This window comes from Mesorhizobium sp. 10J20-29, from assembly GCF_054130485.1.
The window spans coordinates 2,819,035-2,844,925 of sequence record NZ_CP199156.1 but is presented as its reverse complement, the minus strand read 5'-3'; the positions used below and the strand labels follow the sequence as shown (position 1 = coordinate 2,844,925).

Sequence of the window (25,891 nt, the reverse complement as noted above, 5' to 3'; positions counted from 1 at the left end):
GTCAGCCGCGGCCGGTCTGGCCGCGGTGTCGCAGGTAATGGTCGGCGATGGCGCAGGCAACCATGGCCTCGCCGATGGGCACGGCGCGGATCCCGACGCAGGGGTCGTGGCGGCCCTTGGTCTGGACGTCGACGTCCTTGCCGTCACGGTCGATGGACTTGCGCGGCGTCAGGATCGACGAGGTCGGCTTGACGGCGAAGCGGGCGACGATCTCCTGGCCGGTCGAAATGCCGCCCAGAATGCCGCCGGCATGGTTGGACAGGAAGACCGGATTGCCGTCATTGCCGATGCGCATCTCGTCGGCGTTTTCTTCGCCGGTGATGCGGGCCGCCTCGAAGCCGTTGCCGATCTCGACGCCCTTGACGGCGTTGATCGACATCAGGCCGGAGGCGATGTCCTGGTCGAGCTTGGCGTAGATCGGCGCGCCGAGGCCGGGGGGCACGCCGTCGGCGACGATCTCGATGACCGCGCCGACCGACGAACCGGCCTTGCGGATGCCGTCGAGATAGTCGGCGAAGACCGGCACGGAGGCCGGATCGGGCGTGAAGAAGGGGTTTTCGGGGTCGCCGACGAAGTTCCAGTTCCAGTTGGCGCGGTCGATGGACTTCTCGCCCATGGAGACCAGCGCGCCGCGCACCACCATGCCGGGCACGACCTTGCGGGCGAGCGCGCCTGCGGCAACGCGGGCCGCCGTCTCGCGCGCCGAGGAACGGCCGCCGCCGCGGTGGTCGCGCAGGCCGTACTTCATCTCGTAGGTGTAGTCGGCATGGCCGGGGCGGTACTGCCTGGCGATCTCGCCATAGTCCTTGGAACGCTGATCGACATTCTCGATCATCATCGAGACCGGCGTGCCGGTGGTGACCATGGTCTCGCCGTCGTCCTCCATAAGGAAGCCGGAGAGGACCTTCACGGCGTCGGGCTCGCGGCGCTGGGTGACGAAGCGCGACTGGCCTGGGCGGCGCTTGTCGAGTTCGGCCTGGATGTCGGCCAGCGTGAAGCGGATGCCGGGAGGACAGCCGTCGACGACGCAGCCGAGTGCGGCCCCGTGGCTTTCGCCCCAGGTCGTGACACGAAAGAGATGTCCAAACGTGTTGTGCGACATCGAGTCCAGCCCCGGCCGGCGAGGAGCGCCGGCTCATGCGTGCCTTCTATTGGCGTTTTTTGCGGGGGTCAAACCGCGACACGGCGCGATTTAGTTTTGACACATTCAGGTTGTTTCTCCACTCTCCCTACCGCTAGCCAAATCCACGCGCCAAGCGAGGCGCATGAGGGAGAAGAGGTCGACAATGCGTACCCTTATCGGCGCCGTTGCCTTTACCATGATGTGTGCGACCGGCGCGCTCGCTGCCGAGGCAGAAGGCCACATCAAGACCATCGACCGCGACAATCTGACGATCACGCTCGACAATGGAAAACTCTACAAGCTGCCCGGCGAATTCGACGTCGACGCCATCGAGGAGGGCATGGAAATCCTGCTCGCCTACGACAAGGTCGGCGACGTCAACCTGATCACGGACATGGAACTGTCGGAGTAGCCGGCGCCGCCGCTACAGCCATTCGATGCTGGAATTCTCGAGCTTCAGGATGCGGTCCTGGACGATTTCCAGTGCCGCGGCATCGTTTTCCGAAAACTTTCCCACCATCCTGAAAAGCGTGCGTATGACGCCGCCATGGGTGACGCAGACCGTCGGACGCGACAGCGCCTCGAACCAGGGGCGCACGCGCTCCAGCAGCATGGCGTAGCTCTCGGCGCCCTCGCCCGGCGGCACGAAGCCCCACTTGTCGCGCTGGCGCAGCGCCGTGGAGCCCGGCTCGCGCTCTTCCAGCTCTGGAAAGGTGAAGCCCTGCCATTCGCCGAAATTGATCTCCACCAGGCTCGGCTCCGTGCGATAGCCGTCCGGCGGGAGCGACATGGCGGCGCGGATGCGCTCCATCGTCTCGCGGGTGCGGCGCATCGGGCTGGCGACGAAATCGAAGGCTTTCGGATCGTCAATCAGCTGGGCCAGGCGCCGGCCGCAGAGGTCGGCCTGGGCTCGGCCGAACGCGTTGAGATCAGTGTCGGCCTGGCCCTGCAGCCGGTACTCGGCATTCCAGTCGGTCTGGCCGTGCCTGGCGAGATAGACGAGGGGAAACATGGCGGTCGCTACGTCCGCTTCTCAATTTCGTACGGCGGGAAGGTCAGTCCTTGACCGTCGAGATATCGGGAACGTTGAGGCCCTTCATGCCGACGACGTGATAGCCGGCATCGACATGGTGCACCTCGCCGGTGACGCCGCGCGACAGGTCCGACAGAAGGTAGAGGCCGGAATCGCCGACTTCCTCGGGCGTGACCGTCTTCTTCAGCGGCGAATTCATCTCGTTCCACTTCAGGATGTAGCGGAAGTCGCCGATGCCGGAGGCGGCCAGCGTCTTGACCGGACCGGCAGAGATGGCGTTGACGCGGATGTTGTTCTGGCCGAGGTCGACGGCAAGGTAGCGCACGCTGGCCTCGAGGGCGGCCTTGGCGACGCCCATGACGTTGTAGTGCGGCATGACCTTCTCGGCGCCGTAGTAGGTCAGGGTCAGCATCGAGCCGCCGTCCGTCATCAGCGGCTCGGCGCGCTTGGCGACCGTGGTGAAGGAGAAGACCGAGATGTCCATGGTGCGCAGGAAATTGTCGCGCGTGGTCTCGATATAGCGGCCGGTCAGCTCGTCCTTGTCGGAAAAGGCGATGGCATGGACGAGGAAGTCGATCTTGCCCCACTTCCTGGCGACCGACTCGAAGACGGCATCGAGGCTGGCGGGGTCGGTGACGTCGCAATGGCCGGCGACATGCGCGCCAAGCTCGGCGGCGAGCGGCTCGACTCGCTTGCGGAAGGCGTCGCCCTGATAGGTCAGCGACAGCTCGGCGCCCTGATCGGCGCAGGACTTGGCGATGCCCCAGGCGATCGACCGGTTGTTGGCCACGCCCAGTATAAGGCCGCGCTTTCCGGCCATAAGGCCCTGACCAACAGTCATCTAGCTCTCTCCGCTGTGCAAATCCGTTGGTGTGCCTATCGCACAGGCGCTACAAGCCTTCAAGCGCCGATGCCGAAAGCCGACAGGCGCGACCCTGCGGCGATTTAACGGGTCAGGCCTTGCGCATCATGTGCTCGAGGTCCGGATCGTGGTTCTCGGGAAGCATCAGCCGGACATGGGCGTAGAGGTCGCCGTGGCCGCCGGTCTTTGTCGGCAGGCCGCGCCCCTTGAGCCGCAGCACCTTGTCGGAGCTCGACCATGCGGGGACGTTGACGGCCAGCCGACCGGTCGGCGTCTCGACGGCGAGCTTGGCGCCGAGCACGGCATCCTTCAGCGGCACCGGCAGGTCGACATGCAGATCGCGGCCCTCGAGCCGGTAGCGCGGGTGCTTGCGGAACCGGATCTTGACCAGCGCGTCGCCGGGCTGGCCGGCGCCCTGCTCGCCCTGGCCCTTCAGCCGAATCGTCTGGCCGTCCTCTACATAGGCAGGCAGCTTGACGGAAATCTTGCGCCCGCCGGGAAACATGGCGGTGACCTTGGGAGCGGTGGCGGCTTCTTCCAGCGTCACGTCGAGCGTGACGTTGACGTCGGCCCCGGCGCGCATGCGCTGGCCGGCGCCCGGATGCTGGGAAAAGCCCTGTCCGAATATCTCGCTGAATATGTCGCCGGCGCCACCGCCGAAGGGATCCGCTCCGCCACTACGGAACTCGAAACGCGACCCGCCGGGGCCGGCCTGCTGCCGACGGAATCCCGCAAAGGGGTCTCCGCCAGCGCCGCCGGCATTCTCGAAGCCCTGGAAGCGCTGCTTGCCCTCGGCGTCGATCTCGCCACGGTCGAAGGCGGCCCGGTTCTTCTCGTCGCCGATGATCTCGTAGGCCTGATTGGCCGCGGCGAATCGATCCTTGGCCTTCGAATCGTCAGGATTCTGGTCAGGATGGTGCTTCTTGGCGAGCTTGCGATAAGCCGCCTTGATTTCCTTTGCCGAGGCGTTCTTCGCAACGCCCAGCACGTCATAGGGATCGCGCATCGTTCGTGCCTGCGGGTTTGATGGAGTGCAACCTGCTGGATATATGCGCTCGGCTAGGAAGAAATTCCAGTACCGGCGCCGTTTTCTGCGTCAAAAATGCAGCCTAACCGGCCTCGAAGCTCTGCAGGCGCCAGGCACCGGCGCTGACCATGCAGGCCTCTCCCTTGAAGAGGGCAATGCCGTCGAAGCTTTCGCGCGTGGTGCTGAAGCTGCGGCACAGGAGACCGTCGCGCTTGAACTCCTTCAGACCGTCGATGACGCCGCGCGTGCCGGTGTCCGAGTTGACCCAGAGCACAGAGCGCCCCCCGAGACTCTCAATGTCGGCGGAACTGACCGCATTGCGGATCGTCGCCTCATCGGAAATGCGCTCGGAATCGGCCGCGCGCCTGCTCTTGTCGGAAACGTTACCGGTATAGAGACTGCTGTCCACCTCGGCCTTCTGCAGGCTGAAACCGCCCGAAGCGCAGGCCGGCAGGACCAAAAGAACGAGCAAAAGCGACGCCGCTTTCAGCCGTTTTGCCTGAAAGCCGCCCAAAATCCGCACCTGTGGTGCTTGCGCGTTCCGCGACAATCGGCATTCTCCCCGGCACACACATGTCCCGAGCAGAACTTATGGCCGAAACACAGTTAACAAGCGGTGACTTCACGCAGGCCGAAGAGCCCTTCCGGCTGTTCGGAAACTGGCTCGAAGACGCCACGAAAAGCGAATTGAACGATCCCAACGGCGTCGCGCTGGCAACAGTCGACCAGGACGGCATGCCTGACGTCCGCATGGTGCTGCTGAAGGGCTTCGACGAGTGCGGTTTCGTGTTCTACACGAATTTCGAGAGCGCCAAGGGACGCGAGATTCTGGGCAGCATGAAGGCGGCGATGTGCTTCCACTGGAAGTCGCTGCGTCGGCAGGTGCGCATCCGCGGCGATGTGGAGATCGTCAGCGACGCGGAGGCGGACGCCTATTTCGCGTCGCGGCCGCGCGGCAGCCGCATCGGCGCCTGGGCCTCCAGGCAGTCGCGGCCCTTGGAAAGCCGCTTCGCGCTCGAGAAGGCGGTCGCGGAGTACACGGCGCGCTACGCGGTCGGCGAAATCCCCCGACCGAAGCACTGGTCGGGCTTCCGCATCGTGCCGGTGAGCATCGAGTTCTGGCACGACCGGCCGTTCCGCCTGCACGACCGGGTGACCTTCAGCCGCCGTCCGGATGGCGGCTGGGACAAGGCAAGGCTCTATCCCTGAACCTTCAGGCCTTCTTGCGCGACATGAAGGCCATGAGCGCGGCGCGCGCTTCGTCCGAGCGCAGCCTGTCCCTGAAATGCTCGGCCTCGGTCCTGATGCGGGCAAGCAGTTCGGCGCGGTCGCCGAGCATCAGGTCGCGGGCGATCTTCAGCGCCTCGGGCGGCTTGGACGCGACGAGCCTCGCTGCCTTCAGCACCTCCGCCTCCAGTTCCTCCTCGCCGACGACGGCGTAGATCAGCCCTGCTTCCCGCGCGCGTTCGGCCGAGAACGGCTCGCCCAATGCCAGCATCGCGAAGGCCTGCTGGCGACCGAGGATGGCCGGCACGAGCAGGCTCGACCCGGCCTCCGGCACTAGGCCGAGATCGGTGAAGGGAGTGTGGAACATCGTACGCGGCGTGGCGAAGGTCAGGTCGCAGTGCAGGTTGAGCGTGGTGCCGATGCCGACCGCGATGCCGTCGACGCCGGAGATCATCGGCTTGGCGGCACCGGCGATCGCGCCGAGAAAGCCCCAGACCTCTTCGCCGCCCTCGCCGCCGACCGCCATCGCCATGAAGTCGGCAAGGTCGTTGCCCGCAGAAAAGGCACCCGGCACGCCGAGAAAGACGTGCGCGCGGACCGCCGGATCGGCATCGCCCGCGGCGAGGGCGGCCGACATGGTCGCGTACATGGCGCGGGTGATGGCGTTCTTCTTGTCGGGCCGGTTCAGTCGGATGATCTGCAGCGGACCGTCGCGTTCGACCAGAATATGCTCTTGCATGCCGATATCCTTCCTGTGAGCTAGGCCGAAACGAGGCCGCTGCCGGCCGCGAGCAGGGCTTCCGCGCCGTTGACGACCTGGTCGCCAAGTGCTCTCGCTTCGCCGGCAAAATTGTCGGCGAAGAACCGGCAAAGGCCGGCGCGCCGGTCCGACGGGTCGGCAAGCGCGCCGCGCGCCAGGGCAATGCCGCCCGAAGCCAGCGCGAACAGCCGCAGATAGGGTGTCGCGCCGGCGAGCGCGGGTTGCGTCTCGCCCTTTTCGATCAGGCCGAGAAGATGACCAGTAGCCTCGTCGAGCGCCCCGACCATCGCGGCAAGTCCCTTGGCAGCACCGCCGAGATCCGCCCGGTTCGAGGCGCGCACGGCTTCCAGCGTCTCGCCGAGTTCGGCGATATAGGAGCGGACCTGGTCGCCACCCGACAGCGGCAATTTGCGCAGCACCAGGTCGATCGCCTGGATGCCGTTGGTTCCTTCATAGATCGGGGCGATGCGCGCGTCGCGCAGCAGCCGGGCAGCGCCGGTCTCCTCGATGAAGCCCATGCCGCCATGCACCTGGACGCCGAGCGAGGCGACCTCGACCCCTGTGTCGGTCGAAAAGGCCTTGGCCACCGGTGTCAGGAGGTTGGCGCGTTCCTGCCAGTGCCGCTTTTCCGCGGCCGGCGACATCCGCGCCATGTCGATGGCATGCGCGCAGGCATAGCTGATGGCACGGGCCGATCGGGTCAGGCCCTGCATGGTCAGCAAGGTGCGCTGAATGTCGGGATGGTGGACGATGGGCGCCATGCCCTCGCCATCATAGGTCGCCGCCTTGCCCTGCCGGCGCTCATTGGCATAGGCGAGCGCCTTCTGGCAGGCTGCTTCGGCAACACCGACGCCCTGCATGCCGACGGCGAGCCGGGCATTGTTCATCATGGTGAACATGCAGGCGAGGCCGCGGTTCTCCTCGCCGACCAGCCAGCCGATTGCACCCCTGGGTTCGACGAAGCCGTCGCCGTAGATCATGGTGCAGGTCGGCGAGGCATGGATGCCGAGCTTGTGCTCGAGGCCGGAACAGAAAACATCGTTGCGCCGGCCGAGGCTGCCGTCGTCGCCGACGAGGAATTTCGGGACCAGGAAGAGCGACAGGCCGCGCGTGCCGGCCGGCGCATCGGGCAGACGGGCCAGAACCAGATGCACGATGTTGTCTGTGAGATCGTGCTCGCCATAGGTGATGAAGATCTTCTGGCCGAAGATGCGATAGCTGCCATCGTCGGCCGGCTCGGCGCGCGCCCGCAGGGCGGCCAGATCGGAGCCGGCCTGCGGCTCGGTCAGGTTCATGGTGCCCATCCACTCGCCCGAAACCAGCTTCGGCAGGTATTTCTGCTTCAACGCGTCGGATGCGTGGGCCTCAAGCGCCTCGACGGCGCCCATGGTGAGCGTCGGGCCGATGGCGAAGGCCATCGAGCCGGAATTCCACATTTCGAGCGCGGCGACGGCGAGCATGGCGGGGAGCGCCTGGCCACCGAAGGCCTCGGGGCCCGACAGCGCGTTCCAGCCGCCCTCGGTCCAGCTGCAATAAAGCTCCTTCCAGCCCTGCGGCATGGTGACGGCAGCATCTTCAAGCACGGCACCGGTTTCGTCGCCGACAGCCGAGAGCGGCGCGATCTCGTCGCTCGCGAAGCGTCCTGCCTCGGAGAGAACCGCATCGACCAGGTCTTCGGAGAGATCGCCGAACAGCGACCGGTCAAGCGCCTGGCCGAGGCCGGCCACGTGCTTCAGGGTAAATGCGATCTCGTCGACCGGCGCTCGGTACATTCGGGCCCTCCTCCAGGCTGTGCCATATCGATTGGCGCTGCAGGAACGCCGCATCCGCCGACGCAATCACGGCTATCCACTTTTGACGTTAACGTCAATTTGGCGCATCGAAATCGGTTCATTTCAGACAATGAGCGCCCTCGCAGAGCCTGCATGGGTTGATCCTCCCCCCGCGAAAGGGCGATAAGGACGCCAGTTCAAGGCTCGAGGATTCGGGTCTGGCGGCCGGGTTCGGCCACACTCGCGCCCGAAAGTCTTTCCTTAACTAGAGTCGTCCACGATGACAGACGATGGATGAAGGGACCTGAACACTGGTGTCGCTGCCTGCAAACCGCCTGGTTCGCGCAGCGCTGGCATTATTTGCCGGCGCGCTTGCGACGGCCATGGCGCAGGGTGCCTCGGCGTCCGATTTCTCCGAACCGTGGAAGCGGGCCGACCGGGCGCTGGTCATCGACGCCTACGAGTACAACTCCATCGACTGGCGCAGGCTGGCGCTCGACAAGCGTATCGTCGGCTTCATCAACAAGGGCTCGGATGGGCTGTCGCCGGCCTATGAATGTTCCGGCAACGAGCAGGAAGTGCGCCTCTGCAAGGCTTTGTGGAAGCGCCATGCGGTCGCGCGCGAGCTGTTCCACACGCGCAAGACGGTGGCCAAGGCCATGGGGCTCAAGTGGGGCGCCTATCACCTGGCGCGGCCCGGCAACCCGATCGACCAGGCCAATAACTTCATCGACTTCACCGAGCCTGAACCCGACGACCTGATCGCCCTCGACATCGAGGAGAACGATCCGCAGAAGTGGATGTCGCTCGAGGATGCCGAAATCTTCGTGCTGCACATCCATCGGCGGCTCGGCCGTTTTCCGATCCTCTACACGAACGGGGTGACGGCAAAGCATATCGCCGACAATGCCGACCGCTACCGGCTGCTGTCGCGGCTGCCGCTCTGGTATGCCCGCTACAAGCCGGAGATCGGGCTGCACTTTCCGAAGGGCAACTGGAAGACCTACACGCTCTGGCAGTTCTCGGCCGGCGCGAATTGTGACGCCAAGGCCTGCCCCTACCGGGTGCCCGGAACCTCGAACGACATCGACGTCAACGTGGCCTCGATGAGCGCCGACGAACTGCGCGCGCAATGGCCGTTCGGCGGGCTGATCGACAAGACCGTCGACATGATCGCCAGCGTGCCGCTGCCGATCTCGCGCAAGGAAGCGCTGCTGGGCGACGTGGTGCTGCAATATGCCGAGGTCGAAGAACCGGTGGCGCCAGTCGCCTTCGCCACGATGTTTCCTGGCGGTGCCGCTGCTCATCCGGTGCGGGTTTCGCTCGGTCGCAAAGCCGAGTCGCTCGACCCGGCAGAATACGCCGCCTATGTCGAAGTGATCGAGGATGCACGGCGCCAGGTCCATGCGATGATGTCCGGCACGCAGCCGGAGGCGCCCGTTGCGGGCCCGCCGCTCGCCTCGGCGCTGCCGTCGAAACTGTCGCGGCACGACCTGCCGGTATTCCTGATCAAGAAGATCGACGCCGAGACCCCGGAAGAAATCCGGCCCTAGCAGCGCCTGGCCTAGCGGCCCTTTTCGCGCTCCACCGCGCGCCAGCCGATGTCGCGCCGGCAGAAGCCCTCCGGCCAGTCGATCAGGTCGATGGCTGCATAGGCCTTGCGCTGCGCCTCGCCGACCGTTCCTGCCATCGCCGTGACATTGAGCACCCGGCCGCCATTGGTGACGATGGCGCCGTCGCGCTCGGCGGTGCCGGCGTGGAATATCTCGACGCCCGAGTTCTGCGCCTGCTCCAGGCCGCGAATGACGGTGCCCTTCTGCGGCGTGCCCGGATAGCCGCTGGCGGCCATGACCACGGTAAGCGCCGCCTCGTCGCGCCAGCGGGCCGACATGTGCGAAAGCTGGCCGTCCGCGGCGGCTTCGAGCAGCACCAGCAGATCATCCCTCAGCCGCATCATCAGCACCTGGCATTCCGGGTCGCCGAAACGGACGTTGTATTCGATGAGCTTCGGGCCGGCCTCGCTAATCATCAGGCCGACAAACAGGACGCCGGAAAATGGCGCCCCCATGTCCGCCATGCCGCGCATGGTCGGCGCGACGATCTCGCGCATCGTCCTGTCGATCATGTCGGGCGTCATCACGGGAGCCGGCGAATAGGCGCCCATTCCGCCGGTGTTGGGGCCGGTGTCGCCGTCGCCGACCTGCTTGTGATCCTGAGCGGTGCCGAAAGGCATGGCGGTCTTGCCGTCGCAGAGGCAGAAGAAGCTCGCCTCCTCGCCGGTCAAGAACTCCTCGACCACAACCTCGGCACCGGCGCTGCCGAAGGAACCGTCGAAGCAGTCGTCGATGGCGGCAAGCGCTTCAGCTTCGGTCATGGCCACGGTGACGCCCTTGCCGGCGGCCAGGCCGTCTGCCTTGACGACGATCGGCGCGCCCTGGCTCTTCACATAGACCCTGGCCGCAGCGGGCGTGTCGAAACGGCCATAGGCGGCGGTGGGGATGTCGTAGCGGGCGCACAGATCCTTGGTGAAGCCCTTTGAGCCTTCGAGCCGCGCCGCGGCCTTCGAGGGCCCGAATACCTTGATGCCGGCGGCGCGAAGGTCGTCGCCGAGCCCCGCCACGAGCGGGCCCTCCGGACCGACAATGACGAGTCCGATGGATTTTTCCCGGCAGAAGGCGACGACGGCCTGGTGATCGGCAATGTCAAGCGCGACCAGTTCGGCCTCGCGCGCAATACCGGGGTTGCCGGGTGCGGCGTAGAGCCTGGTCAGCATCGGCGAGGCGGCAAGCTTCCAAGCCAGCGCGTGCTCGCGGCCACCCGACCCAATCAACAGAACATTCATGCCGTCCCCGCTGCTGCCTACCGACGTGGCCCATCCGGTAGGGCGGGCACGGCAGAGGGTCAAGCTTGGTGGCCGGTCATCAACGACAAATCGCCAGCTTGACGCCCCCAAGCGCGGCTGGCACTGCACTGTTCATGGAACAAGTGCAGTCGAAACAGGGGCAGGGCCGCGTGGCTGACGCGCCGAGCGGCCACTGGGTCTACCGGGTGCTGCCGAGGTGGCTCTGGCCCTATGCACAGCTGGCGCGGTGGGACCGCCCGATCGGCTGGCAGCTGCTTCTGTGGCCGTGCTGGTGGTCGGCGGCCCTTGCGGCAAGCGCCTATGCGCGCCCCGACGACCCGCTGCCGACGCTTCTGCCGTCGATGGCGACGCTGCTGCTGTTCTTCATCGGCGCGGTGGCCATGCGCGGCGCCGGCTGCACCTTCAACGACCTGGTGGACGCCAAGATCGACGAGCAGGTGGAGCGAACGCGTTCGAGGCCCCTGCCCTCCGGCCAGGTGTCGAAACGGCAGGCCTGGCTGTTCATCGTGCTGCAGGCGCTGGCCGGGCTGGCGGTGCTGCTGCAGTTCAACAGCTTCACCGTGCTGACAGGCATGGTGTCGCTCGCCATCGTGGCGATCTATCCCTTCCTGAAGCGCTTCACCAACTGGCCCCAGCTCGGCCTCGGGCTAGCCTTCTCCTGGGGTGCACTGATGGGCTGGACGGCGGAGTTCGGCGATATCGGCCGGCCGGCGGTGCTGCTCTATCTCGGCTCGATCTTCTGGGTGATCGGCTACGACACGATCTATGCGCACCAGGACCGCGAGGACGATGCCATGGTCGGCGTGAGGTCGACGGCGCGGCTGTTCGGCGACAGCACGAAATCCTGGCTGATCGGCCTCTACGGCGGCGCGCTGATTTTAATGGCAAGCGCGTTTTCGGCCGCCCAGGTGCCGGTGCCGGCGATGGCCGGGCTGCTCGCGGCCGCCGCGCACATGGCGCGCCAGATCGCGATGCTCGACATCGACGACCCCGACCAGTGCCTGCGGCTCTTCAAGTCCAACAATGTGGTCGGATGGCTGATCTTCCTCGGCCTGATCGGCGGCGGCGTCTGGGGGGCGCTGAAACCGCTGATCTGAGCCGGGTTCTACTCGCGGGCGATGAGTTCCTGGCCGTCAATGACCAGCCGCATGCCGAGATTGCCGGGTTTGCGGCGGACCAGGAAGAACGGGCGGCGCGATGCGCCGCGGCGCTTGCGACGATCCTGCGCGGGCAGCGCCTTGATGGCCTCGCCAAGCGATTCCTCGAGCGTCCGCGCCACGCCGTCTGCCTCGATCAGAAGCATCGGCAACCGGTAGGCATCGGCCCAGGCGCGCCAGTCGGCGGCGACATCCTCGAGATTGTCGGCGACCAGAAGCGGCACCGACAGCATCGGGTCATTGTGGAGCAATTCGAGCGTCACGGTGACGTTGCCGTCCTCGTCCTCGATGGCACGGGCAGCAACGCCCGAGAAGGCGTTGGCGGGCAGGACCACGACGGCCGGCAGGCCGCTCATCTGCAGCAGGCGGCGCACGATCGCGCCGCGCTGGTCGATGGTGAACGTGACATCGCCAAAACTGTCATAGGTGGCGTAGCTCACTGCCTGGGGCAGGCGAAACGGGTCGAGACGCATGTTGCGGCCCGCCCAGACTGGCTTCAGTCCCGTGCTCATTATGGTGCCTTCCTGTCTCTCCTGAGAGCCGCTTTTGGCGGTTCTCACGGACCAGTTTTCCCGGTCTCGTTATGGGATCGACAGTAGCGGGGGGACCTTACCACCCGGCTTAAGAAGTCGGTTAAATTTTGCTGATCACGGCGATGGTTATCGAATTCCGACCAGGTGGAACAGGTTGGCAGGCTTTGTTTACAACAGCTTACCGGGGTTCATGATGCCCGCCGGATCGAAGGCTGCCTTGATCCGCCGCATCAGGTCGGTGGCGACAGGCGGCGCGGTGGCGAGCAGCTCGTCGCGCTTCAGCTGGCCGATGCCGTGCTCGGCCGAAATCGACCCGCCAAGTTCGCGCACGATGTCGTGGACTGCCTTGTTCATGGCCCGGTAGAGATCGAGAAACGCCTTCGGATCGCCGCCGGCGGGCTGCGATACGTTGTAGTGCAGGTTGCCGTCGCCCATGTGGCCGAAACAGACGACGCGCGCCTGCGGGCTGACCGACGCGACGGCGTCGGCGGCGCGCGCGATGAAAGCGGGGATCGAGACCACCGGGACGGAGATGTCGTGCTTGATCGAGGCGCCCTCCGGCTTCTGCGCGTCCGACAGGTTCTCGCGCAGGGACCAGAAGGCGTGCGCCTGGGCAAGGCTCGCCGCAATGACCGCGTCGCCGGCGATGCCCGTCTCCAGGCCTTCGGTGAGGATCTCCTCCATAAGCCCCGAAGCGTCCTCGGCCGAGCGGCCCGACGAAATCTCGACCAGTGCATTCCACGGCCAGGGCGATTCCAGCGGCGCGACGGCGTCCGGCGTGTACTGCAGCACGAAATCGAGCGGCGTCCTGCCGACCAGTTCAAAGGCGGTCAGGCTGCCGCCGGCCCGGCCGGTGGCGAGACCGAAAAGCGCCAGCGCATCCTCCGGCGAGTTGAGGCCGACCCAGGCCACCTCGCGCCCCCGCGGCTTGGGGAAGAGCTTTAGCACGGCCGCGGTGATGATGCCGAGCGTCCCCTCGGCGCCGACGAAAAGGTCCTTCAGGTCGTAGCCCGTATTGTCCTTCTTGAGCTTGCGCAGATCGTCGAGCACCTCGCCGGTGGGCAGCACTACCTCGACACCAAGACAGAGCTCGCGCGTGTTGCCGTAGGTGAGCACGGCCGTGCCGCCGGCGTTGGAGGACAGGTTGCCGCCGATCTGGCAGGAACCCTGCGAGGCGAGCGACAGGGGAAACAGACGGTCCGCAGCGTCCGCCACCTGGTGCAGCGTCTCGAGCACCATGCCAGCCTCGACGGTGACGGTGTTGGAGAGCGGGTCGAGCTCACGCACCCGGTTGAGGCGCGACAGCGACACGACGATCTCGCCGCCGGTAGCATGCGGCACCTGTGCGCCGACGAGCCCCGTATTGCCCCCCTGCGGCACGATGGGCGTGCCTGTCTCGCTGGCCAGCGCGAGGATGCGGCTGACCTCGTCGACGCTTGCCGGCTTGAGCACAAGCGGCGAACGACCGGGGTAGAGACCGCGCGGCTCGTGCAGATAGGGGGCGATCTCCGCCTCGCCACGCACCGCATGGGCCGCGCCGACGATTGCCACGAAGCGGTCGAGCAATGCCGCGTCGATGCCATCAACACTCGAGGTCATCAGGATGCCTGGTGCCGGCCGGCCGTGACCTCGCGCGGCGCCGCCGCACGGTTCAGCCGGTCGTTGATCGCCTCGCCGAGCCCCCTTGCGGGAACCGGTGCAACGGCGATGGTCGCCGCGCCACGCTGGTCGAGCGCCTTGAGATGAGAGAACAGGTTGCTCGCCGCCTCGCGCAGGTCGCCGGCCGGCGAAAGGTTGAGGACGGCGACGGCTGCCTCGGCCATTTCGGGCGGCACAGCGCCAAAAGCGAGAAACGCTTCGCCGGGCCTGATGTCGGTGGCGCCGACGCGCACGGCGGCGGAGGGCGCGTAATGCGAGGCGAGCATGCCCGGCGCCTCGACGCCGGCGCCCGGTTCGCGCAGCAGCGAGCGTCGCGCGACGGCCTCGATGACCTCCGCGGCAATGCCGCCCGGACGCAGCAGGCGAACCGACTGCCCGTCGACCTTGACGATGGTCGACTCCAGGCCGACCGGAGTCGGTCCACCATCGACGATCAGCGGGATGCGGTCGCCGAGATCGGCTGCGACGGCCTCTGCGGTGGTGGCGGTGATGCGGCCCGACGAATTGGCGCTCGGTGCGGCCAGCGGATGCCCGAGCCGCCCGATCAGTGTGGCGCCGAAGCCCTGCGGCATACGCAGCGCGATGGTATCAAGCCCCGCTGTGACCAGCGGGTGTATGTCGGCGCCCGGCGCCAGCGGCAGCACCAGCGTCAGCGGCCCCGGCCAGAAGGCCTCGGCAAGCTTGGTGGAAAGCGGGTCGAATATGGCGATGCGCCGTGCCATCGCCATGCCGGCGACATGCGCGATGAGCGGGTTGAAGCGCGGCCGGCCCTTGGCCTCGAAGATCCGCGCAACCGCCTCGCCGTTCGTCGCGTCGCCGGCGAGGCCGTAGACGGTCTCTGTCGGGATGGCGACGATCTCGCCGGCCTTGAGCAGTGCAAGCGCGTCCGCCAGTGCGTCGTCGATCTTGAGGATTTGCGCCACGCCCGCCCTTCCGAATTGGGGTCAAAGCTTGCTATCGCGCGGCGCGCGGGGGGGCAAGGCCCTGCCGGGCACCATTTTGTTAATCGGTAAAATGCTAGTTTCAGCCGAAACGCGACGTCAACAGGCGGATGGCATACTGCTGCCCGACACTATTGCTTTGGAACAGGCCGACTATTCATGCGGATGATCGCAGCATTGGTCCTCATCGCGGCAGTGGCCGGAGGCGAAGCGCAGGCTTCCTCCTTCGTCACGCCCGAAGCCCTGCCCGAGCCGATCGGGCCCTCCTTCGTCGTGCTTGGCGAGACGACTGCCGCTGGCACGCTCCAGGTGCAGGAGAACGACACCGCGTCCGGCGCGGCGCTGTCCGTCGAAATGCTCCCGATGCCTTCCTTCAGCATCATGGGCGAAGCGGCGAGCTCGTCTACGCCGTCGATCGTCGCGCTCGGCGAACCGGCGGCAGGCATCGCCTATGACGAGGTCGCGGCCATCCCGCAGCCGGCGCAGAAAAGCGGTCGCGTGATGATGCCGATGATCATTCGCGGCGGAATCGTCGGCGATGCGTTCGCGCAGCCGATCTACTCGTCCGGGTCGACGGACGAGGCGCCCACCGTGGCACTCGATCCGAACGACCGGGGCACGGCATCCAAGCGCAAGGCGCTGAAGCGGCAGGCCGAACAGCAGCGGGCGATGGAGTCGGCACCGAAGGCGGCGCCGGCACCCAAGCCGCTCACCGAATAGCGACGCTTGACGCGCGGCGCGGTGCGCAGCACCCTCCTCCGCTACCGGGTCTCACAGAGCGTCGGCGCTGGGCCGGCGGCGAGACCGGCGCGGTCGGGAAGAAGACGATGATCAAGCCTGTTCGAGTTCTTGCCGTTGGCCTGGCCCTGGCGCTGGCGTGGCTGCCTTCGGCCGCAGCCGCCGACGAACTGATCGGCACCTATGTCGCGCGCATCTCGTGGAAGGACCATGAATCGAGCACAGGCCGCAAGCTCGATACGGCAGCGCAGGTCGTGCGGCAGGACCGCGCCAATGTGCACAAGCACATCCAGACCGACGAGGAAGACGACATCGACGTATGGTTCACCACCAACGCCGAGCGCACCAGCTTCGAGGTACTGCTGAACCGGGAGGGCGCCATCGACGAGGTGACACGGCGCGCCATCATGGAGGGCGAGCCGCTGATCGAGGTCGAGGTCTACCGCAACAGCGTCAAGGTCGTCCTGCTCAGCGGCTGAGCCGATCGCGAGACTGGTCGGCTTCGCCGACCTGTTTAGCCCGCGATCTTCGAGAAGTCGGCGACCTGATCGGTGGCGGCGCGGATGCGCAACAGAAGCGCAAGGCGGTTGGCGCGGACATTCTCGTCCGGGTCGTTTACCAGCACATGCTCGAAGAATGAATCAACCGGTTCACGCAGCACGCTAAGTGCCAGCATGGCGGCGGAAAAGTCTTCGTTCTGAATCGCTTGGCCGGCTTCCTTCTCGGCCTGATTCACCGCGGCGAAGAGCTTTTTCTCCGGTTCTTCACGCAGCAATGACGGATCGACCGCTTCGGCGATCACGGTCTTCTTCTTTTCCTCGGCGGCCAGAATGTTGGCGGCGCGCTTGGTACCGGCGAGCAAGTTCTTGCCTTCGTCGGTGGCGAGGAAGGAGCCGAGCGCTTCGACGCGGCGGACGATGGCAAGGAGGTCGTCGTTGGAGGACGAGCCGATCTCCCCCCCTGTGGGGGAGATGCCCGGCAGGGCAGAGGGGGGCATCGCGGAGTGCCCATGTTCGACGTCATAAGGCTGAGAAGGTTGCGGGACAGCGCCCCCCTCTGTCGGCTTCGCCGACATCTCCCCCACAGGGGGGAGATCGGTCGCGAACCCGCCGCCAGCACGGCATCGATCAGATCGTGCCGCGCGCCCTGATCGCGGAGGTAAACCTTCAGGCGGTCGTGGAAGAAGGAGAGGAGGTCAACGGCTGCAGCCTCAGCCCTATCAATGGTTGAAACGACAAATCGAGACGCTGCGTCATCTCCCAAAACCTTTCTGATCGCCGTAGCGTGCGTACCCAGATCCAGCAACCCTACCAACTCAAGCCGATGCACGTCATCTAGGTCCTCGACGAGCTCCTTTAGATGAAGGCCTGCAACAATCTCGCCCAGTGAACCCGACATAAAGGCGCCCAACGCACGCTGCTGACCGTCCTCAGTGGCATGAGCGAGCCGAAGCTGGTTCTCCAACACCAGCCGGATCACACCCAGCGCGGCGCGGCGCAGCGCGTAGGGATCCTTGCTGCCCGTCGGCTTCTCGTCGATGGCCCAGAAGCCGACCAGCGTGTCGAGCTTGTCGGCGAGCGCCACCGCGATCGACACCGGGTCGGTCGGCACGCTGTCGCCGGGACCCTGAGGCTTGTAGTGCTCCTCGACGGCCGCGGCGACGGACGGATTCTCGCCCTGCAGCAGCGCATATTTGCGGCCCATGGCGCCCTGCAACTCGGGGAACTCGCCGACGATTTCCGTCGTGAGATCGGCCTTGGCGAGAACCGCCGCGCGGGCCGCCAGGTCGGGGTCGGCGCCGACCAGCGGCGCGATCTCCTGCGCCAGACTGCGGATGCGCTCGACGCGCTCGCCTTGCGTGCCGAGCTTGGCGTGGAAGGTGACGCCGAGATGGTCGAGGCGGGCCATGCGCTGGTCGAGCGGCTTCTTGAGGTCGAGTCCGAATTTCTCGGCCGATGCCGTCAGCTGGTCGAGGTCTGGCAGGTCGGCCTGGTCGGTCTTCCAGAAATACAGCGCGTCAGACAGCCGGGCGCGCACGACCTTGCCGTTGCCATGCGCGATCTCCTTGCCGCCGTCGGTCGCCTCGATATTGGCGGTGACGACGAAACGGTTCGACAGCGCCTCGCCGCCATGCGGCCGCGTGACGAAGCATTTCTGGTTGGCGCGGATGGTCAGGCGGATGACTTCCGGCGGGATGGCCAGAAAATCCTGCTCGAACTCGCCGAGCAGAACGACCGGCCATTCGACGAGGCCCGACACTTCCTCCAGCAGCCCTTCGTCCTCGACCAGATCGAGGCCGTTGGCGAAGGCCAGGTTCTTGGCGTCGGCGAGGATGATCTCCTTGCGGCGGTCGGCGTCGATGACGACCTTTGCCGCCTCAAGCTTCGCGGAGTAGTCCTCGAAGCGGCGCACGGTGATGGCGTCGGGCGCATGGAAGCGGTGGCCGTAGGTGACATTGCCGGAACGGATGCCGCCGACCTCGAAGTCGACGACCACCGGCTCCTCCGTCTCGGGGCCGAAGGTGCAGACGATGGACTGCAGCGGGCGTACCCAGCGCAGCGTTTCGCCGCCGAGCCCGGCAATGCCGGAATAGGTCAGGCCCTTGGGGCCGGAAGCGGCGCCCCAGCGCATCTCCTTCGGCCAGGGAAAGCTGCGCACGACGCCGGGGATCAGCCCGGCGATGATCTCTTCCGCCGCCCTGCCAGGCTTCGAGATATGGGCGACGTAGAAATCGCCCTTCTTGGGATCGCTGTGGATGTGGGCCTCCTCGACCGACGACAGGCCGGCGGAGCGCAGAAAACCCTGGATTGCCTGCTCGGGCGCCTTGGTGCTCGGGCCCTTGCGTTCCTCGTGCACGTCTCTGGAGCGCGCGGTCAGGCCGCGCAGGTCGAGCACCAGGCGGCGGGGCGTCCAGTATTCGCGCGCGGCCTCGTAGGTGAGGCCTGCCTCGACAAGGCCGTCGGTGACCATCTTTTTGAGGTCGCCGGCAGCCTTGCGCTGCATGCGCGCGGGGATTTCCTCGCTGCGAAGCTCAAGTAGCAAGTCGGGCATGTTCGGTCTCGCTGAAACGGTTGGCGCGGGCATAGCAAGTCAGCCCTTGGCTGTCACCACCGGCTTTGCCTGAAACGATCCCTGCCACCCGCGATGAAAAAAATCGCCCTTGCTTTGAACCAAAGCCGGATGCGGGGCGACAGACGGGCATAGCAACCCTGCATCGACCGGCAAACGACCATGAAAACGGCCCCGACACTTATCCATCTTCTCGCGCTCGGCGCGCTGCTGGCCATCCATGTCGCAACGCCGGGAGACGAGCAGATGCCGGGCATGCGCCGGGCGCTGGAAACGATCGCCGTCTCCGGCAAGCAGATTTCAACGCCGACCGAGGTTCCGGCAACGGCCGGGCCGGCGGCCTGAGAGGAGAAAGAGCATGCTGAAACTGATCACGGCCGCCGTCATCCGCCTGATGCTGCTTGCCGGCGCATGGGCCGCGCAGGACACGCTGGCGACCTCCACGCAGCCTCAGGAGACAGCGTTGCTGGTCCAGGCGCAGGCGGTGCCCGACCTCAACACGCTGACACCGACCATTCGCATCATCAGCCTGGCGCAACGGTGAGTTTCCCAAGGACTGGCGATTGCGACCGCTCAGTCTGCAACGCCCGCCGCGGGCGTCGCTGAGTCAAGATCGGTTCCGGGCACGAGATTGCCTGAAAATGCCCACCAGAAGTCTTCCTTCAGGCCTTCGAACAGCCAATCGGCCCCGTAGGGCATCGTCAGGTGATCCCGATCCTTCATCAGCACCACGCCATCTCGATAAGGGCGGCACTCGTGCTCGTCGCAGAACAGGCCGATGGGCTCTGCATATCGGGCGTTAGGCGTGGACCCGGCGATCCTCCTGAGCACAGCGACAGAGCGCTTGCGCCTGTCTTCAACCTGCTGACGGGAGACCGCGCAACGTCGCCAGTCGACGCCATACCTTTGAGCGCGCAGGACGCATTGGGCACCGGGATGGGCGAACTCGACGGTCGGCCCGATGATCAGGATACGGCGCCTTCCCTCGTCGCTGAGTTCGGCGATTTCCCTTGCCAGCAGCGACGCGTAGGACTTCCCGTCCACTCCCGCACGGGCTTCCTCGAAAAACAGTCCCCAGCGACGTACGACGATGGCAAAATCGCTGTCGGCCGACACGGCATTCCTGTCGATCGCAATCCCCAGCCGTTGCGCTTCGCGAAAGACGGGACCGCCGAGCCTGTCTGCGTGAGAGTCGCCGATCAGGCTTCCATGCTGGTTGGCAGCAAGCCCGCATATGACTGCCGGGCATTCCGCGGCTGCAGCAAGCTCGGCGCTTTTGTCCGTCAGTGCCGGATCCTGCATCGTGCTCCAGTACGCCAGTCCACCGACGGCACCTGCCACGCAAGCTGTTGCTAAGGACGCAGCGATGCCCGAAAGCACGATCCCTGGGCCGTTCAACTGCAGCGAACGACGTTGCCGCCAAGCCAAGGCCGGCTGCTCGACATACCGGTAGGTGACGACTGCGAGGCCAAGGGACATGGCAGCCATCGCGAGATCCCTGACAAGCGAGGCATCGCCGAACTGCGCAATACGGGCAAAGGAGATCAGCGGCCAATGCCACAGGTACCAGCCGTACGAGACCAGCCCAATACCAGTCAGGATCGGCAAGGACAGCAGCCGCATGGAGCGCGCATGGGGATTCAGGAGGCCGGCAGCGATGACCATTGCCGCCCCCGTCGCGGGCAGGAGAGCCAAGTATCCTGGATACACCCAGTCGGCACGATACTGCAGGATCGAAAAGGCAATCAGCAGCAATCCTGCGACCCCGGACGCCTCTCCCATGACCGGGCGAAACGTCGATGCGGGTCGAGCGACCGCGAAGCCAACAAGTCCTCCGATTACGAACTCCCACGCGCGCCAGTGGGGCAGGTAGAAGCCGCTATTGCGGCCGTCGACCGGCGTCTGGAGGATCGAGCCGGCCAGACTGAGCAGGAAGATGACAGCTGCGGCAACTGCCAGCACTTGCTGCCAGGGAAGCGAGCGAAACCGGGCAGCTAACGCGAAGCAGGCCATGAGCAACAGCGGTACGGCGAGGTAAAACTGCTCCTCGACACCCAGCGACCAGGTGTGAAGCAGCGGCTTCGCCCAGGCGTCGATGTCGAAATATCCCTGCTTGATCAGGAAATAGAAATTCGAAACCGACAGGGACGCTGTCACGGCCGATAGCGTGAACCATTCCCATTCGTACGGCGAGACGAGGAGGATCGCTGCCAGGACGGTCGAGGCAAGCAGCACGACAAGCAGCGGCGGCAGGAGGCGCACGGCACGCCGCGCATAGAACTGCATCAGCGAAAAACTGCCGTCCCGCAATCCCTCCACGATGTGGTTGATGATCAGGTAGCCGGAGATCACGAAGAAGACGTCTACGCCGACAAAACCACCGTCAAATCCGGGAATGCCGGCGTGATAGCCGACGACCGCGATAACCGCTATCGCCCTCAATCCGTCGATGTGCGCAATGCGCCGGGCAGATGCCTGCTGGCGTAAGGCCATCAGAGGGTCGCCGTGGAAGCGCCCTCTCCGCCGTGCGAATGCACATGGGCGCCCCCCGCCTCGGTCTGCAGGAAGGCCTCACCGCAGGCCTTCGACAGGTTGCGCACGCGAAGGATATAGCTCTGGCGCTCGGTGACCGAGATCACGCCGCGCGCGTCGAGCAGGTTGAAGACGTGGCTCGCCTTGATGCACTGGTCGTAGGCGGGAAAGACCATTTTGTGTGGTCCGTCTAGTTCGCCCTGCGGAGCGCCTTTGGCAAGAAGCGACCAGCATTCGGCCTCTGCATCCTCGAAATGCCGCGCAAGCATCACCGTGTCGGCATGCTCGAAATTGTGCCTCGAATATTCCTGCTCGGCCTGCAGGAAGACCTCGCCGTAGCTGATCTTCTCGTCGCCCTCGCGGCCGTTGAAGTTGAGGTCATAGACGTTGTCGACGCCTTGCACATACATGGCGAGCCGCTCGAGGCCATAGGTCAGTTCGCCCGCGACCGGCGAGCACTCGATGCCGCAGACCTGCTGGAAATAGGTGAACTGCGAGACCTCCATGCCGTCGCACCAGCACTCCCAACCGAGCCCCCAGGCGCCGAGCGTCGGGCTTTCCCAGTCGTCCTCGACGAAGCGGATGTCATGCACCAGCGGGTCGATGCCGATGGCTTCGAGGGAGCCGAGATAGAGCTCCTGCAGGTTTGGCGGGTTGGGCTTCAGGATGACCTGGTACTGGTAATAATGCTGCAGCCGGTTGGGGTTTTCGCCGTAGCGGCCGTCCTTGGGGCGGCGCGATGGTTGCACATAGGCGGCGTTCCAGCGCTTGGGCCCGAGCGCGCGCAATGTGGTCGCCGGATGAAACGTACCCGCGCCGACTTCCATGTCGTAGGGCTGCAGGATCACGCAGCCCTTGTCGGCCCAATAGGCGTGCAGCGTCAGGATCAGTCCCTGAAAGGAGCGGTCGGGGCGCATGTGGGCAGGCAGCGTGTCTGGCAAGGTAGCCTCGGGCGGTCGGCGAAGGATGGCCCGTCCTAGAGCGGCGTCACCGGAGCGTCAAGCTGCGCCGGCACGGCCAGACGCGCGCCTAGCGGCTGGCGCCGGGAAGCGTCAGTTCCTGCCCGGGCATCAGCCGGCCGGGATCGCCGCGCAGCTGGGGATTGAGATCGAGGATCTCGATGTAGCGGCTGCCGCTACCCAGTTCGTCGGCGGCGATCGACCAGAGCGACTGGCCGGGAGACACCTTGTAGGACACGGGAACCACTTGCGCCGCGTCGTCCTGCGGGGCGAGCTCGGTGCGCTGGTCGGCGTGCGCCGGCGCGGGCTCCTCGGCCGGAAGCACGGTCTTCGACGGCGTGTCAGCCATTGCCTTGTCATCGAGCGGCGGCAGGCCCTCGGCGAGCTTCTTCTCGACCTCGGCCAGAACGGCCGGTTCGGGCTTCATGTCACGTGCATGGCTCCACTGGAAGGTGGCCTCCAGCCGCCGGCCGGCCCGCCAATAGGCATCGCCGAGATGGTCGTTGAGCACCGGGTCGTCGGGCTTCAGAGAGACGGCGCGCTCCAGTTCGCGCACAGCCTCCTCGTACTGGCCGAGGCGGTAATGCGCCCAGCCGAGCGAGTCGACGATATAGCCGTCGCTCGGCCGGAGCTCGACCGCCTTGCGGATCAGCTCGATGCCCTCCTCGAGGTTGATGTTCATGTCGATCCAGGAATAGCCGAGATAGTTCAGCACCTGCGGCTGGTCCGGATAGAGCTCCATCGCCCTGCGGAAATTGGGCTCGGCCTTCGGCCACTGCTTGAGGCGCTCATAGGCGATGCCGCGCTGGTAGTAGACGTTCCAGTTGACGCTCGAGCGGGGATCGGCCGGCATGACCTGCGGCTGGGATTCGATCCGCGCCACCGCCTTGTCGTAGAGCGCGGCCGAGCTGGCATAATCCTCCTTCGAGGAATAGACGCCGCCTAATGCCAGGTAACCGCGCATGTCGTCCGGGTTTTCCGAAACCAGCGACTTCAGCTGGGCGATTGCCTCGTCTCGGCGGTCGAGATCGGCGAGGTTGAGGCCAAGCTGCAGCTGGGACAGGCGCTTCAGCGGTGAGGTATCGGGGATGCGGCGATAAAGGGCGATCGCGTCCTCCGCATTGCGCTGCTGCTCGGCAAGGCCGGCAAGCTGGATCAGCACGACATCGGAATCGGGCTTCAGCGCCAGCGCATATTGCAGATAAAGCCGGACGAAGGACTCGCCGCCCGCGCGGTTGAGCGCCGAGGCAAGCACGAAGAGAAGTTCGCTCGCGCCATCCGACGGCGTCGCGACGAGGCGTTCAACCGGCTCGTCCCTGGAAATCTTCTCGCGCAGCTTGACCAGCGGCAGCCGGCCGGAGGCAAATTCGTCGCCCTTGTCGAGCATGGCCAGTGCCGCAGCCTTGTCGCCGGTGCGCGCCAGGAAGCGGGCATAGGCTTCCGCGGCGCGAAGCCAGGTTTCGGGCGAGGAACCGGCCGACGCCATGTCGCCGGTCGCTTCCTGGTAGGCGGCATCCGCCTGGTCGTTGAGGCCGGCGGCGTCGGCGATGAGCGCCTTGTTGTAGGAGACGAAGAGACCGTACCATTGCGGCCCGGCGAGTTCGTCGAGCATGGCGACGGCACCCTGGCTGTTGCCACCCCCGGACTTGGCCCAAGCCGACAGGACCTTGGAGACGAGCGCGTCGAGATCGGATTCGAGCGCCAGCTTCAGCCAGGCCTCGGCCGCCTTGTAATCTTCCTTGCGGAAGCCATCGATGGCCAGCGCGAGCCGCGAGAAGCGCTCAACCTCGGCGACCGTCTTCAGCTTCTCGGCATAGGGGAGAGATTCGTCGAAACGACCCTGTGAGATCAGCGCCAGCATGATGCTCTGCTGCAGCGCCTGGTTCTCCGGATCGAAGGCCAGCGCCTTCTTGTAGAAGGTGATCGCGCCGTCGAGATCATTGTCGACTTCCGCGACGCGCGCCGCGAGATAGGCGCCCGAGAAGGTGCTCACTTCGATCGAGATGTCGGATGTCGTCGCATGGGCGACCGGCCCGGAAAGTGCCATTCCCGCTACCGCAGCCAGCCTCAAGAGCCAGCGACTAGGACCTTGCCGCATATTCTTCCTTCCTGCCGGCCGCCTGCGGCGCCCGGAGCGAGACTCGCTTTCGCAGATGGTTGCGCCAAAGCATGGCCTTTTTGGGATTGCTGTTCAATCCGTCGCCATTCACGTTCCGGTCACCGATTGCCCGATCAGGCGACGCGGCTGATGCAAAAATCGATGACTTCGAGCAGTGCCTGCTTCTGCGGCGTCGATTCCAGCGGCGCCAGCGCGTCGCGGGCGATGCCGCCGAAATGGCCGGCGCGGCCGATCGTGTCCGCTATGGCACCGTGCCGCTTCATCAGGCCGACAGCCTTTTCCAGCGAAGCGTCGTCGGTGACGTTCTCCTCGATGGCCTTCTTCCAGAAATTGCGCTCGGCGGGCGTGCCGCGCCGGTAGCTCAGGATGACCGGAAGCGTGACCTTTCCCTCGCGGAAATCGTCACCGACATTCTTGCCCAGATCCTTGCTCGAGCCGCCATAGTCCAGCGCGTCGTCGATGAGCTGGAACGCGAGCCCGAGGTTCATGCCGTATGAACGCAGCGCGGCGCGGTCGTTGCGGGTGGCGCCGGCGATGACCGGACCGACCTCGGCGGCGGCCGAAAACAGCGCCGCGGTCTTGGCCTTGATGACGGCGAAATGCTCGTCTTCGGTGGTTTCGAGATTCTTGGCGGCGGCGAGCTGCATGACCTCGCCCTCGGCGATGACGGTTGCCGCTGTGGACAGGATGTCGAGCGCCTCGAGCGAACCGACATCAACCATCATGCGGAAGGCCTGGCCAAGCAGGAAGTCGCCCACCAGAACGCTCGCCTGGTTGCCCCAGATCATGCGCGCCGTCTTCTTGCCGCGGCGCATGCCGCTCTCGTCGACGACATCGTCATGCAACAGCGTCGCGGTGTGCATGAACTCGACGCTGGTCGCCAGCTTGACATGGCCGTCGCCGGAGTAGCCGAACATCTGCGCGGCGGCGAGTGTCACCATGGGCCTCAGCCGCTTGCCGCCGGACGAGATCAGGTGGTTGGCGACCTCGGGGATCATCTGGACGTCCGAACCGGCCTTGGAGAGGATGAGCTCGTTGACGCGCCCCATGTCGCCGGACGTCAGCTCGATCAGCTGACCGATCGATGCGGCTTCACGCTTGCCGTTTTCGAGATTGAGAACTACGCCCACAAGAAACTCCCGTCCTGAATCCGCGCATTACAGATTACCCACCTTGCTTGATTCTAGGGCGACTAGGGCCGCATCGGCAAGGGGCGAATTGGCGCGGGGCACGTCGGGCGTGGCATCGCGACATTTACAACGGCAGCGGGACCTGCAAGTTTCCGGCGATGAAAGAGCTTATCCGCACCAATGACGCGGTCATCATTTCCTTCGTGGAATCGCTGCTGCGGGACGCAGGCATAGGCTGTCTCGTGGCCGACCAGAACATGAGCGTGCTCGACGGCTCGATCGGCGTGCTGCCGCGCCGCGTGATGGTGGTCGACGACGATCTGGACGCGGCCCGCCGCATTCTGGTCGAGGCGGGAATCGCCAACGAAATGCGCGAAAGCTAGACAA

General features: G+C 65.7%; 26 protein-coding genes. 9 read left to right on the top strand and 17 right to left on the bottom strand.

Going from position 1 to position 25,891, the window contains the following annotated elements; genetic code table 11:
• Position 1: 1 nt before the first annotated feature.
• On the bottom strand, positions 2-1,102 hold the full coding sequence (gene aroC, locus ACT2BZ_RS13605; protein WP_457935677.1) for a chorismate synthase: 1,101 nt from the start codon (positions 1,100-1,102) through the stop codon (positions 2-4).
• Positions 1,103-1,286: 184 nt separating this feature from the next.
• On the opposite strand from aroC, the gene ACT2BZ_RS13600 reads away from it, so the two are divergent.
• Positions 1,287-1,535 (top strand): DUF1344 domain-containing protein, encoded by a 249-nt coding sequence (locus ACT2BZ_RS13600; RefSeq protein ID WP_457935676.1) that lies wholly within the window; start codon positions 1,287-1,289, stop codon positions 1,533-1,535.
• 12 nt (positions 1,536-1,547) lie between these two features.
• On the opposite strand, the gene ACT2BZ_RS13595 is transcribed toward ACT2BZ_RS13600, so the two are convergent.
• From ACT2BZ_RS13595 to ACT2BZ_RS13580, 4 genes are all read right to left on the bottom strand, one after another.
• Positions 1,548-2,135 (bottom strand): histidine phosphatase family protein, encoded by a 588-nt coding sequence (locus ACT2BZ_RS13595; RefSeq protein ID WP_457935675.1) that lies wholly within the window; start codon positions 2,133-2,135, stop codon positions 1,548-1,550.
• A gap of 43 nt (positions 2,136-2,178) precedes the next feature.
• The gene (gene fabI, locus ACT2BZ_RS13590; protein WP_457935674.1) at positions 2,179-2,997 is read right to left on the bottom strand and encodes an enoyl-ACP reductase FabI; all 819 of its coding nucleotides are present in this window, start codon (positions 2,995-2,997) and stop codon (positions 2,179-2,181) included.
• Between the two features lie 112 nt (positions 2,998-3,109).
• A complete protein-coding gene (locus tag ACT2BZ_RS13585; protein WP_457935673.1) occupies positions 3,110-4,024 on the bottom strand; it encodes a DnaJ C-terminal domain-containing protein in 915 nt (304 codons plus the stop codon).
• 103 nt (positions 4,025-4,127) lie between these two features.
• The gene (locus ACT2BZ_RS13580; protein ID WP_457935672.1) at positions 4,128-4,595 is read right to left on the bottom strand and encodes an RT0821/Lpp0805 family surface protein; all 468 of its coding nucleotides are present in this window, start codon (positions 4,593-4,595) and stop codon (positions 4,128-4,130) included.
• A 41-nt stretch (positions 4,596-4,636) separates the two neighbouring features.
• On the opposite strand from ACT2BZ_RS13580, the gene pdxH reads away from it, so the two are divergent.
• A complete protein-coding gene (gene pdxH, locus ACT2BZ_RS13575; RefSeq protein WP_457935671.1) occupies positions 4,637-5,254 on the top strand; it encodes a pyridoxamine 5'-phosphate oxidase in 618 nt (205 codons plus the stop codon).
• A gap of 4 nt (positions 5,255-5,258) precedes the next feature.
• Here the strand turns inward: pdxH and ACT2BZ_RS13570 are convergent, their stop codons facing one another.
• Both ACT2BZ_RS13570 and ACT2BZ_RS13565 read right to left on the bottom strand, forming a co-directional pair.
• On the bottom strand, positions 5,259-6,011 hold the full coding sequence (locus tag ACT2BZ_RS13570; protein ID WP_457935670.1) for a crotonase/enoyl-CoA hydratase family protein: 753 nt from the start codon (positions 6,009-6,011) through the stop codon (positions 5,259-5,261).
• 20 nt (positions 6,012-6,031) lie between these two features.
• Positions 6,032-7,804, bottom strand: coding sequence for an acyl-CoA dehydrogenase (locus ACT2BZ_RS13565; protein ID WP_457935669.1), 1,773 nt, complete (start codon positions 7,802-7,804; stop codon positions 6,032-6,034).
• Positions 7,805-8,187: 383 nt separating this feature from the next.
• On the opposite strand from ACT2BZ_RS13565, the gene ACT2BZ_RS13560 reads away from it, so the two are divergent.
• Positions 8,188-9,357, top strand: coding sequence for a glycoside hydrolase family 25 protein (locus ACT2BZ_RS13560; protein WP_457941311.1), 1,170 nt, complete (start codon positions 8,188-8,190; stop codon positions 9,355-9,357).
• An 11-nt stretch (positions 9,358-9,368) separates the two neighbouring features.
• On the opposite strand, the gene purD is transcribed toward ACT2BZ_RS13560, so the two are convergent.
• Positions 9,369-10,646 (bottom strand): phosphoribosylamine--glycine ligase, encoded by a 1,278-nt coding sequence (gene purD, locus ACT2BZ_RS13555; protein WP_457935668.1) that lies wholly within the window; start codon positions 10,644-10,646, stop codon positions 9,369-9,371.
• Positions 10,647-10,780: 134 nt separating this feature from the next.
• Between purD and ubiA the strand changes: the two genes are divergently transcribed.
• Entirely contained in the window at positions 10,781-11,764 is a 984-nt protein-coding gene (gene ubiA / locus ACT2BZ_RS13550; RefSeq protein WP_457935667.1) for a 4-hydroxybenzoate octaprenyltransferase, read from the top strand.
• Positions 11,765-11,772: 8 nt separating this feature from the next.
• Here ubiA and ACT2BZ_RS13545 read toward each other — a convergent pair whose 3' ends face one another.
• From ACT2BZ_RS13545 to ACT2BZ_RS13535, 3 genes are all read right to left on the bottom strand, one after another.
• Positions 11,773-12,336 carry a DUF6101 family protein gene (locus tag ACT2BZ_RS13545; protein ID WP_457935666.1) on the bottom strand — a complete coding sequence of 188 codons (564 nt, stop codon included), beginning with the start codon at positions 12,334-12,336 and terminating at the stop codon, positions 11,773-11,775.
• A 189-nt stretch (positions 12,337-12,525) separates the two neighbouring features.
• Positions 12,526-13,956, bottom strand: a complete 1,431-nt coding sequence (locus tag ACT2BZ_RS13540; protein ID WP_457935665.1) for an FAD-binding oxidoreductase — start codon at positions 13,954-13,956, stop codon at positions 12,526-12,528.
• Positions 13,956-14,939: an L-threonylcarbamoyladenylate synthase gene (locus tag ACT2BZ_RS13535; protein WP_457935664.1), complete on the bottom strand. Its 984-nt coding sequence runs from the start codon at positions 14,937-14,939 to the stop codon at positions 13,956-13,958. Before ACT2BZ_RS13535 ends, ACT2BZ_RS13540 begins: the two co-directional genes overlap by 1 nt.
• A gap of 177 nt (positions 14,940-15,116) precedes the next feature.
• On the opposite strand from ACT2BZ_RS13535, the gene ACT2BZ_RS13530 reads away from it, so the two are divergent.
• Positions 15,117-15,677 carry a hypothetical protein gene (locus ACT2BZ_RS13530; RefSeq protein WP_457935663.1) on the top strand — a complete coding sequence of 187 codons (561 nt, stop codon included), beginning with the start codon at positions 15,117-15,119 and terminating at the stop codon, positions 15,675-15,677.
• A 107-nt stretch (positions 15,678-15,784) separates the two neighbouring features.
• Positions 15,785-16,174, top strand: coding sequence for a hypothetical protein (locus ACT2BZ_RS13525; protein ID WP_457935662.1), 390 nt, complete (start codon positions 15,785-15,787; stop codon positions 16,172-16,174).
• Between the two features lie 35 nt (positions 16,175-16,209).
• Here the strand turns inward: ACT2BZ_RS13525 and ACT2BZ_RS13520 are convergent, their stop codons facing one another.
• On the bottom strand, positions 16,210-16,557 hold the full coding sequence (locus tag ACT2BZ_RS13520; protein WP_457935661.1) for a DALR anticodon-binding domain-containing protein: 348 nt from the start codon (positions 16,555-16,557) through the stop codon (positions 16,210-16,212).
• A complete protein-coding gene (glyS, locus tag ACT2BZ_RS13515; RefSeq protein WP_457935660.1) occupies positions 16,494-18,746 on the bottom strand; it encodes a glycine--tRNA ligase subunit beta in 2,253 nt (750 codons plus the stop codon). The genes ACT2BZ_RS13520 and glyS overlap by 64 nt, the downstream gene beginning before the upstream one ends.
• A 180-nt stretch (positions 18,747-18,926) precedes the next feature.
• On the opposite strand from glyS, the gene ACT2BZ_RS13510 reads away from it, so the two are divergent.
• Entirely contained in the window at positions 18,927-19,109 is a 183-nt protein-coding gene (locus ACT2BZ_RS13510) for a hypothetical protein (protein ID WP_457935659.1), read from the top strand.
• Between the two features lie 13 nt (positions 19,110-19,122).
• Positions 19,123-19,308 carry a hypothetical protein gene (locus ACT2BZ_RS13505; protein WP_457935658.1) on the top strand — a complete coding sequence of 62 codons (186 nt, stop codon included), beginning with the start codon at positions 19,123-19,125 and terminating at the stop codon, positions 19,306-19,308.
• A gap of 29 nt (positions 19,309-19,337) precedes the next feature.
• Here ACT2BZ_RS13505 and ACT2BZ_RS13500 read toward each other — a convergent pair whose 3' ends face one another.
• The 4 genes from ACT2BZ_RS13500 to ACT2BZ_RS13485 all read right to left on the bottom strand — a co-directional run bounded on the left by ACT2BZ_RS13500 (position 19,338) and on the right by ACT2BZ_RS13485 (position 25,504).
• On the bottom strand, positions 19,338-21,257 hold the full coding sequence (locus ACT2BZ_RS13500; protein ID WP_457935657.1) for an acyltransferase family protein: 1,920 nt from the start codon (positions 21,255-21,257) through the stop codon (positions 19,338-19,340).
• Positions 21,257-22,213, bottom strand: a complete 957-nt coding sequence (locus tag ACT2BZ_RS13495) for a glycine--tRNA ligase subunit alpha (protein WP_457941310.1) — start codon at positions 22,211-22,213, stop codon at positions 21,257-21,259. The genes ACT2BZ_RS13500 and ACT2BZ_RS13495 overlap by 1 nt, the downstream gene beginning before the upstream one ends.
• 112 nt (positions 22,214-22,325) lie before the next feature.
• A complete protein-coding gene (locus ACT2BZ_RS13490) occupies positions 22,326-24,353 on the bottom strand; it encodes a tetratricopeptide repeat protein (protein WP_457935656.1) in 2,028 nt (675 codons plus the stop codon).
• A 134-nt stretch (positions 24,354-24,487) separates the two neighbouring features.
• Positions 24,488-25,504 carry a polyprenyl synthetase family protein gene (locus ACT2BZ_RS13485; RefSeq protein ID WP_457935655.1) on the bottom strand — a complete coding sequence of 339 codons (1,017 nt, stop codon included), beginning with the start codon at positions 25,502-25,504 and terminating at the stop codon, positions 24,488-24,490.
• A gap of 158 nt (positions 25,505-25,662) precedes the next feature.
• On the opposite strand from ACT2BZ_RS13485, the gene ACT2BZ_RS13480 reads away from it, so the two are divergent.
• Positions 25,663-25,887 (top strand): putative signal transducing protein, encoded by a 225-nt coding sequence (locus ACT2BZ_RS13480; protein WP_457935654.1) that lies wholly within the window; start codon positions 25,663-25,665, stop codon positions 25,885-25,887.
• The last annotated feature ends 4 nt before the right edge of the window (positions 25,888-25,891 follow it).

Bases quoted from the DNA above. Each gene is read 5' to 3' on its own strand.
- ACT2BZ_RS13510 (WP_457935659.1), top strand. From the start codon at position 18,927: ATGAAAACGGCCCCGACACTTATCCATCTTCTCGCGCTCGGCGCGCTG.
- ACT2BZ_RS13560 (WP_457941311.1), top strand. From the start codon at position 8,188: ATGGCGCAGGGTGCCTCGGCGTCCGATTTCTCCGAACCGTGGAAGCGG.
- purD (WP_457935668.1), bottom strand. From the start codon at position 10,646: ATGAATGTTCTGTTGATTGGGTCGGGTGGCCGCGAGCACGCGCTGGCT.
- ACT2BZ_RS13490 (WP_457935656.1), bottom strand. From the start codon at position 24,353: ATGCGGCAAGGTCCTAGTCGCTGGCTCTTGAGGCTGGCTGCGGTAGCG.
- ubiA (WP_457935667.1), top strand. From the start codon at position 10,781: ATGGAACAAGTGCAGTCGAAACAGGGGCAGGGCCGCGTGGCTGACGCG.
- ACT2BZ_RS13545 (WP_457935666.1), bottom strand. From the start codon at position 12,336: ATGAGCACGGGACTGAAGCCAGTCTGGGCGGGCCGCAACATGCGTCTC.
- ACT2BZ_RS13530 (WP_457935663.1), top strand. From the start codon at position 15,117: ATGCGGATGATCGCAGCATTGGTCCTCATCGCGGCAGTGGCCGGAGGC.
- ACT2BZ_RS13495 (WP_457941310.1), bottom strand. From the start codon at position 22,213: ATGCGCCCCGACCGCTCCTTTCAGGGACTGATCCTGACGCTGCACGCC.
- pdxH (WP_457935671.1), top strand. From the start codon at position 4,637: ATGGCCGAAACACAGTTAACAAGCGGTGACTTCACGCAGGCCGAAGAG.
- ACT2BZ_RS13480 (WP_457935654.1), top strand. From the start codon at position 25,663: ATGAAAGAGCTTATCCGCACCAATGACGCGGTCATCATTTCCTTCGTG.
- ACT2BZ_RS13500 (WP_457935657.1), bottom strand. From the start codon at position 21,257: ATGGCCTTACGCCAGCAGGCATCTGCCCGGCGCATTGCGCACATCGAC.
- ACT2BZ_RS13595 (WP_457935675.1), bottom strand. From the start codon at position 2,135: ATGTTTCCCCTCGTCTATCTCGCCAGGCACGGCCAGACCGACTGGAAT.
- ACT2BZ_RS13600 (WP_457935676.1), top strand. From the start codon at position 1,287: ATGCGTACCCTTATCGGCGCCGTTGCCTTTACCATGATGTGTGCGACC.
- ACT2BZ_RS13565 (WP_457935669.1), bottom strand. From the start codon at position 7,804: ATGTACCGAGCGCCGGTCGACGAGATCGCATTTACCCTGAAGCACGTG.
- aroC (WP_457935677.1), bottom strand. From the start codon at position 1,102: ATGTCGCACAACACGTTTGGACATCTCTTTCGTGTCACGACCTGGGGC.
- ACT2BZ_RS13525 (WP_457935662.1), top strand. From the start codon at position 15,785: ATGATCAAGCCTGTTCGAGTTCTTGCCGTTGGCCTGGCCCTGGCGCTG.
- ACT2BZ_RS13570 (WP_457935670.1), bottom strand. From the start codon at position 6,011: ATGCAAGAGCATATTCTGGTCGAACGCGACGGTCCGCTGCAGATCATC.
- ACT2BZ_RS13585 (WP_457935673.1), bottom strand. From the start codon at position 4,024: ATGCGCGATCCCTATGACGTGCTGGGCGTTGCGAAGAACGCCTCGGCA.
- fabI (WP_457935674.1), bottom strand. From the start codon at position 2,997: ATGACTGTTGGTCAGGGCCTTATGGCCGGAAAGCGCGGCCTTATACTG.
- glyS (WP_457935660.1), bottom strand. From the start codon at position 18,746: ATGCCCGACTTGCTACTTGAGCTTCGCAGCGAGGAAATCCCCGCGCGC.
- ACT2BZ_RS13505 (WP_457935658.1), top strand. From the start codon at position 19,123: ATGCTGAAACTGATCACGGCCGCCGTCATCCGCCTGATGCTGCTTGCC.
- ACT2BZ_RS13540 (WP_457935665.1), bottom strand. From the start codon at position 13,956: ATGACCTCGAGTGTTGATGGCATCGACGCGGCATTGCTCGACCGCTTC.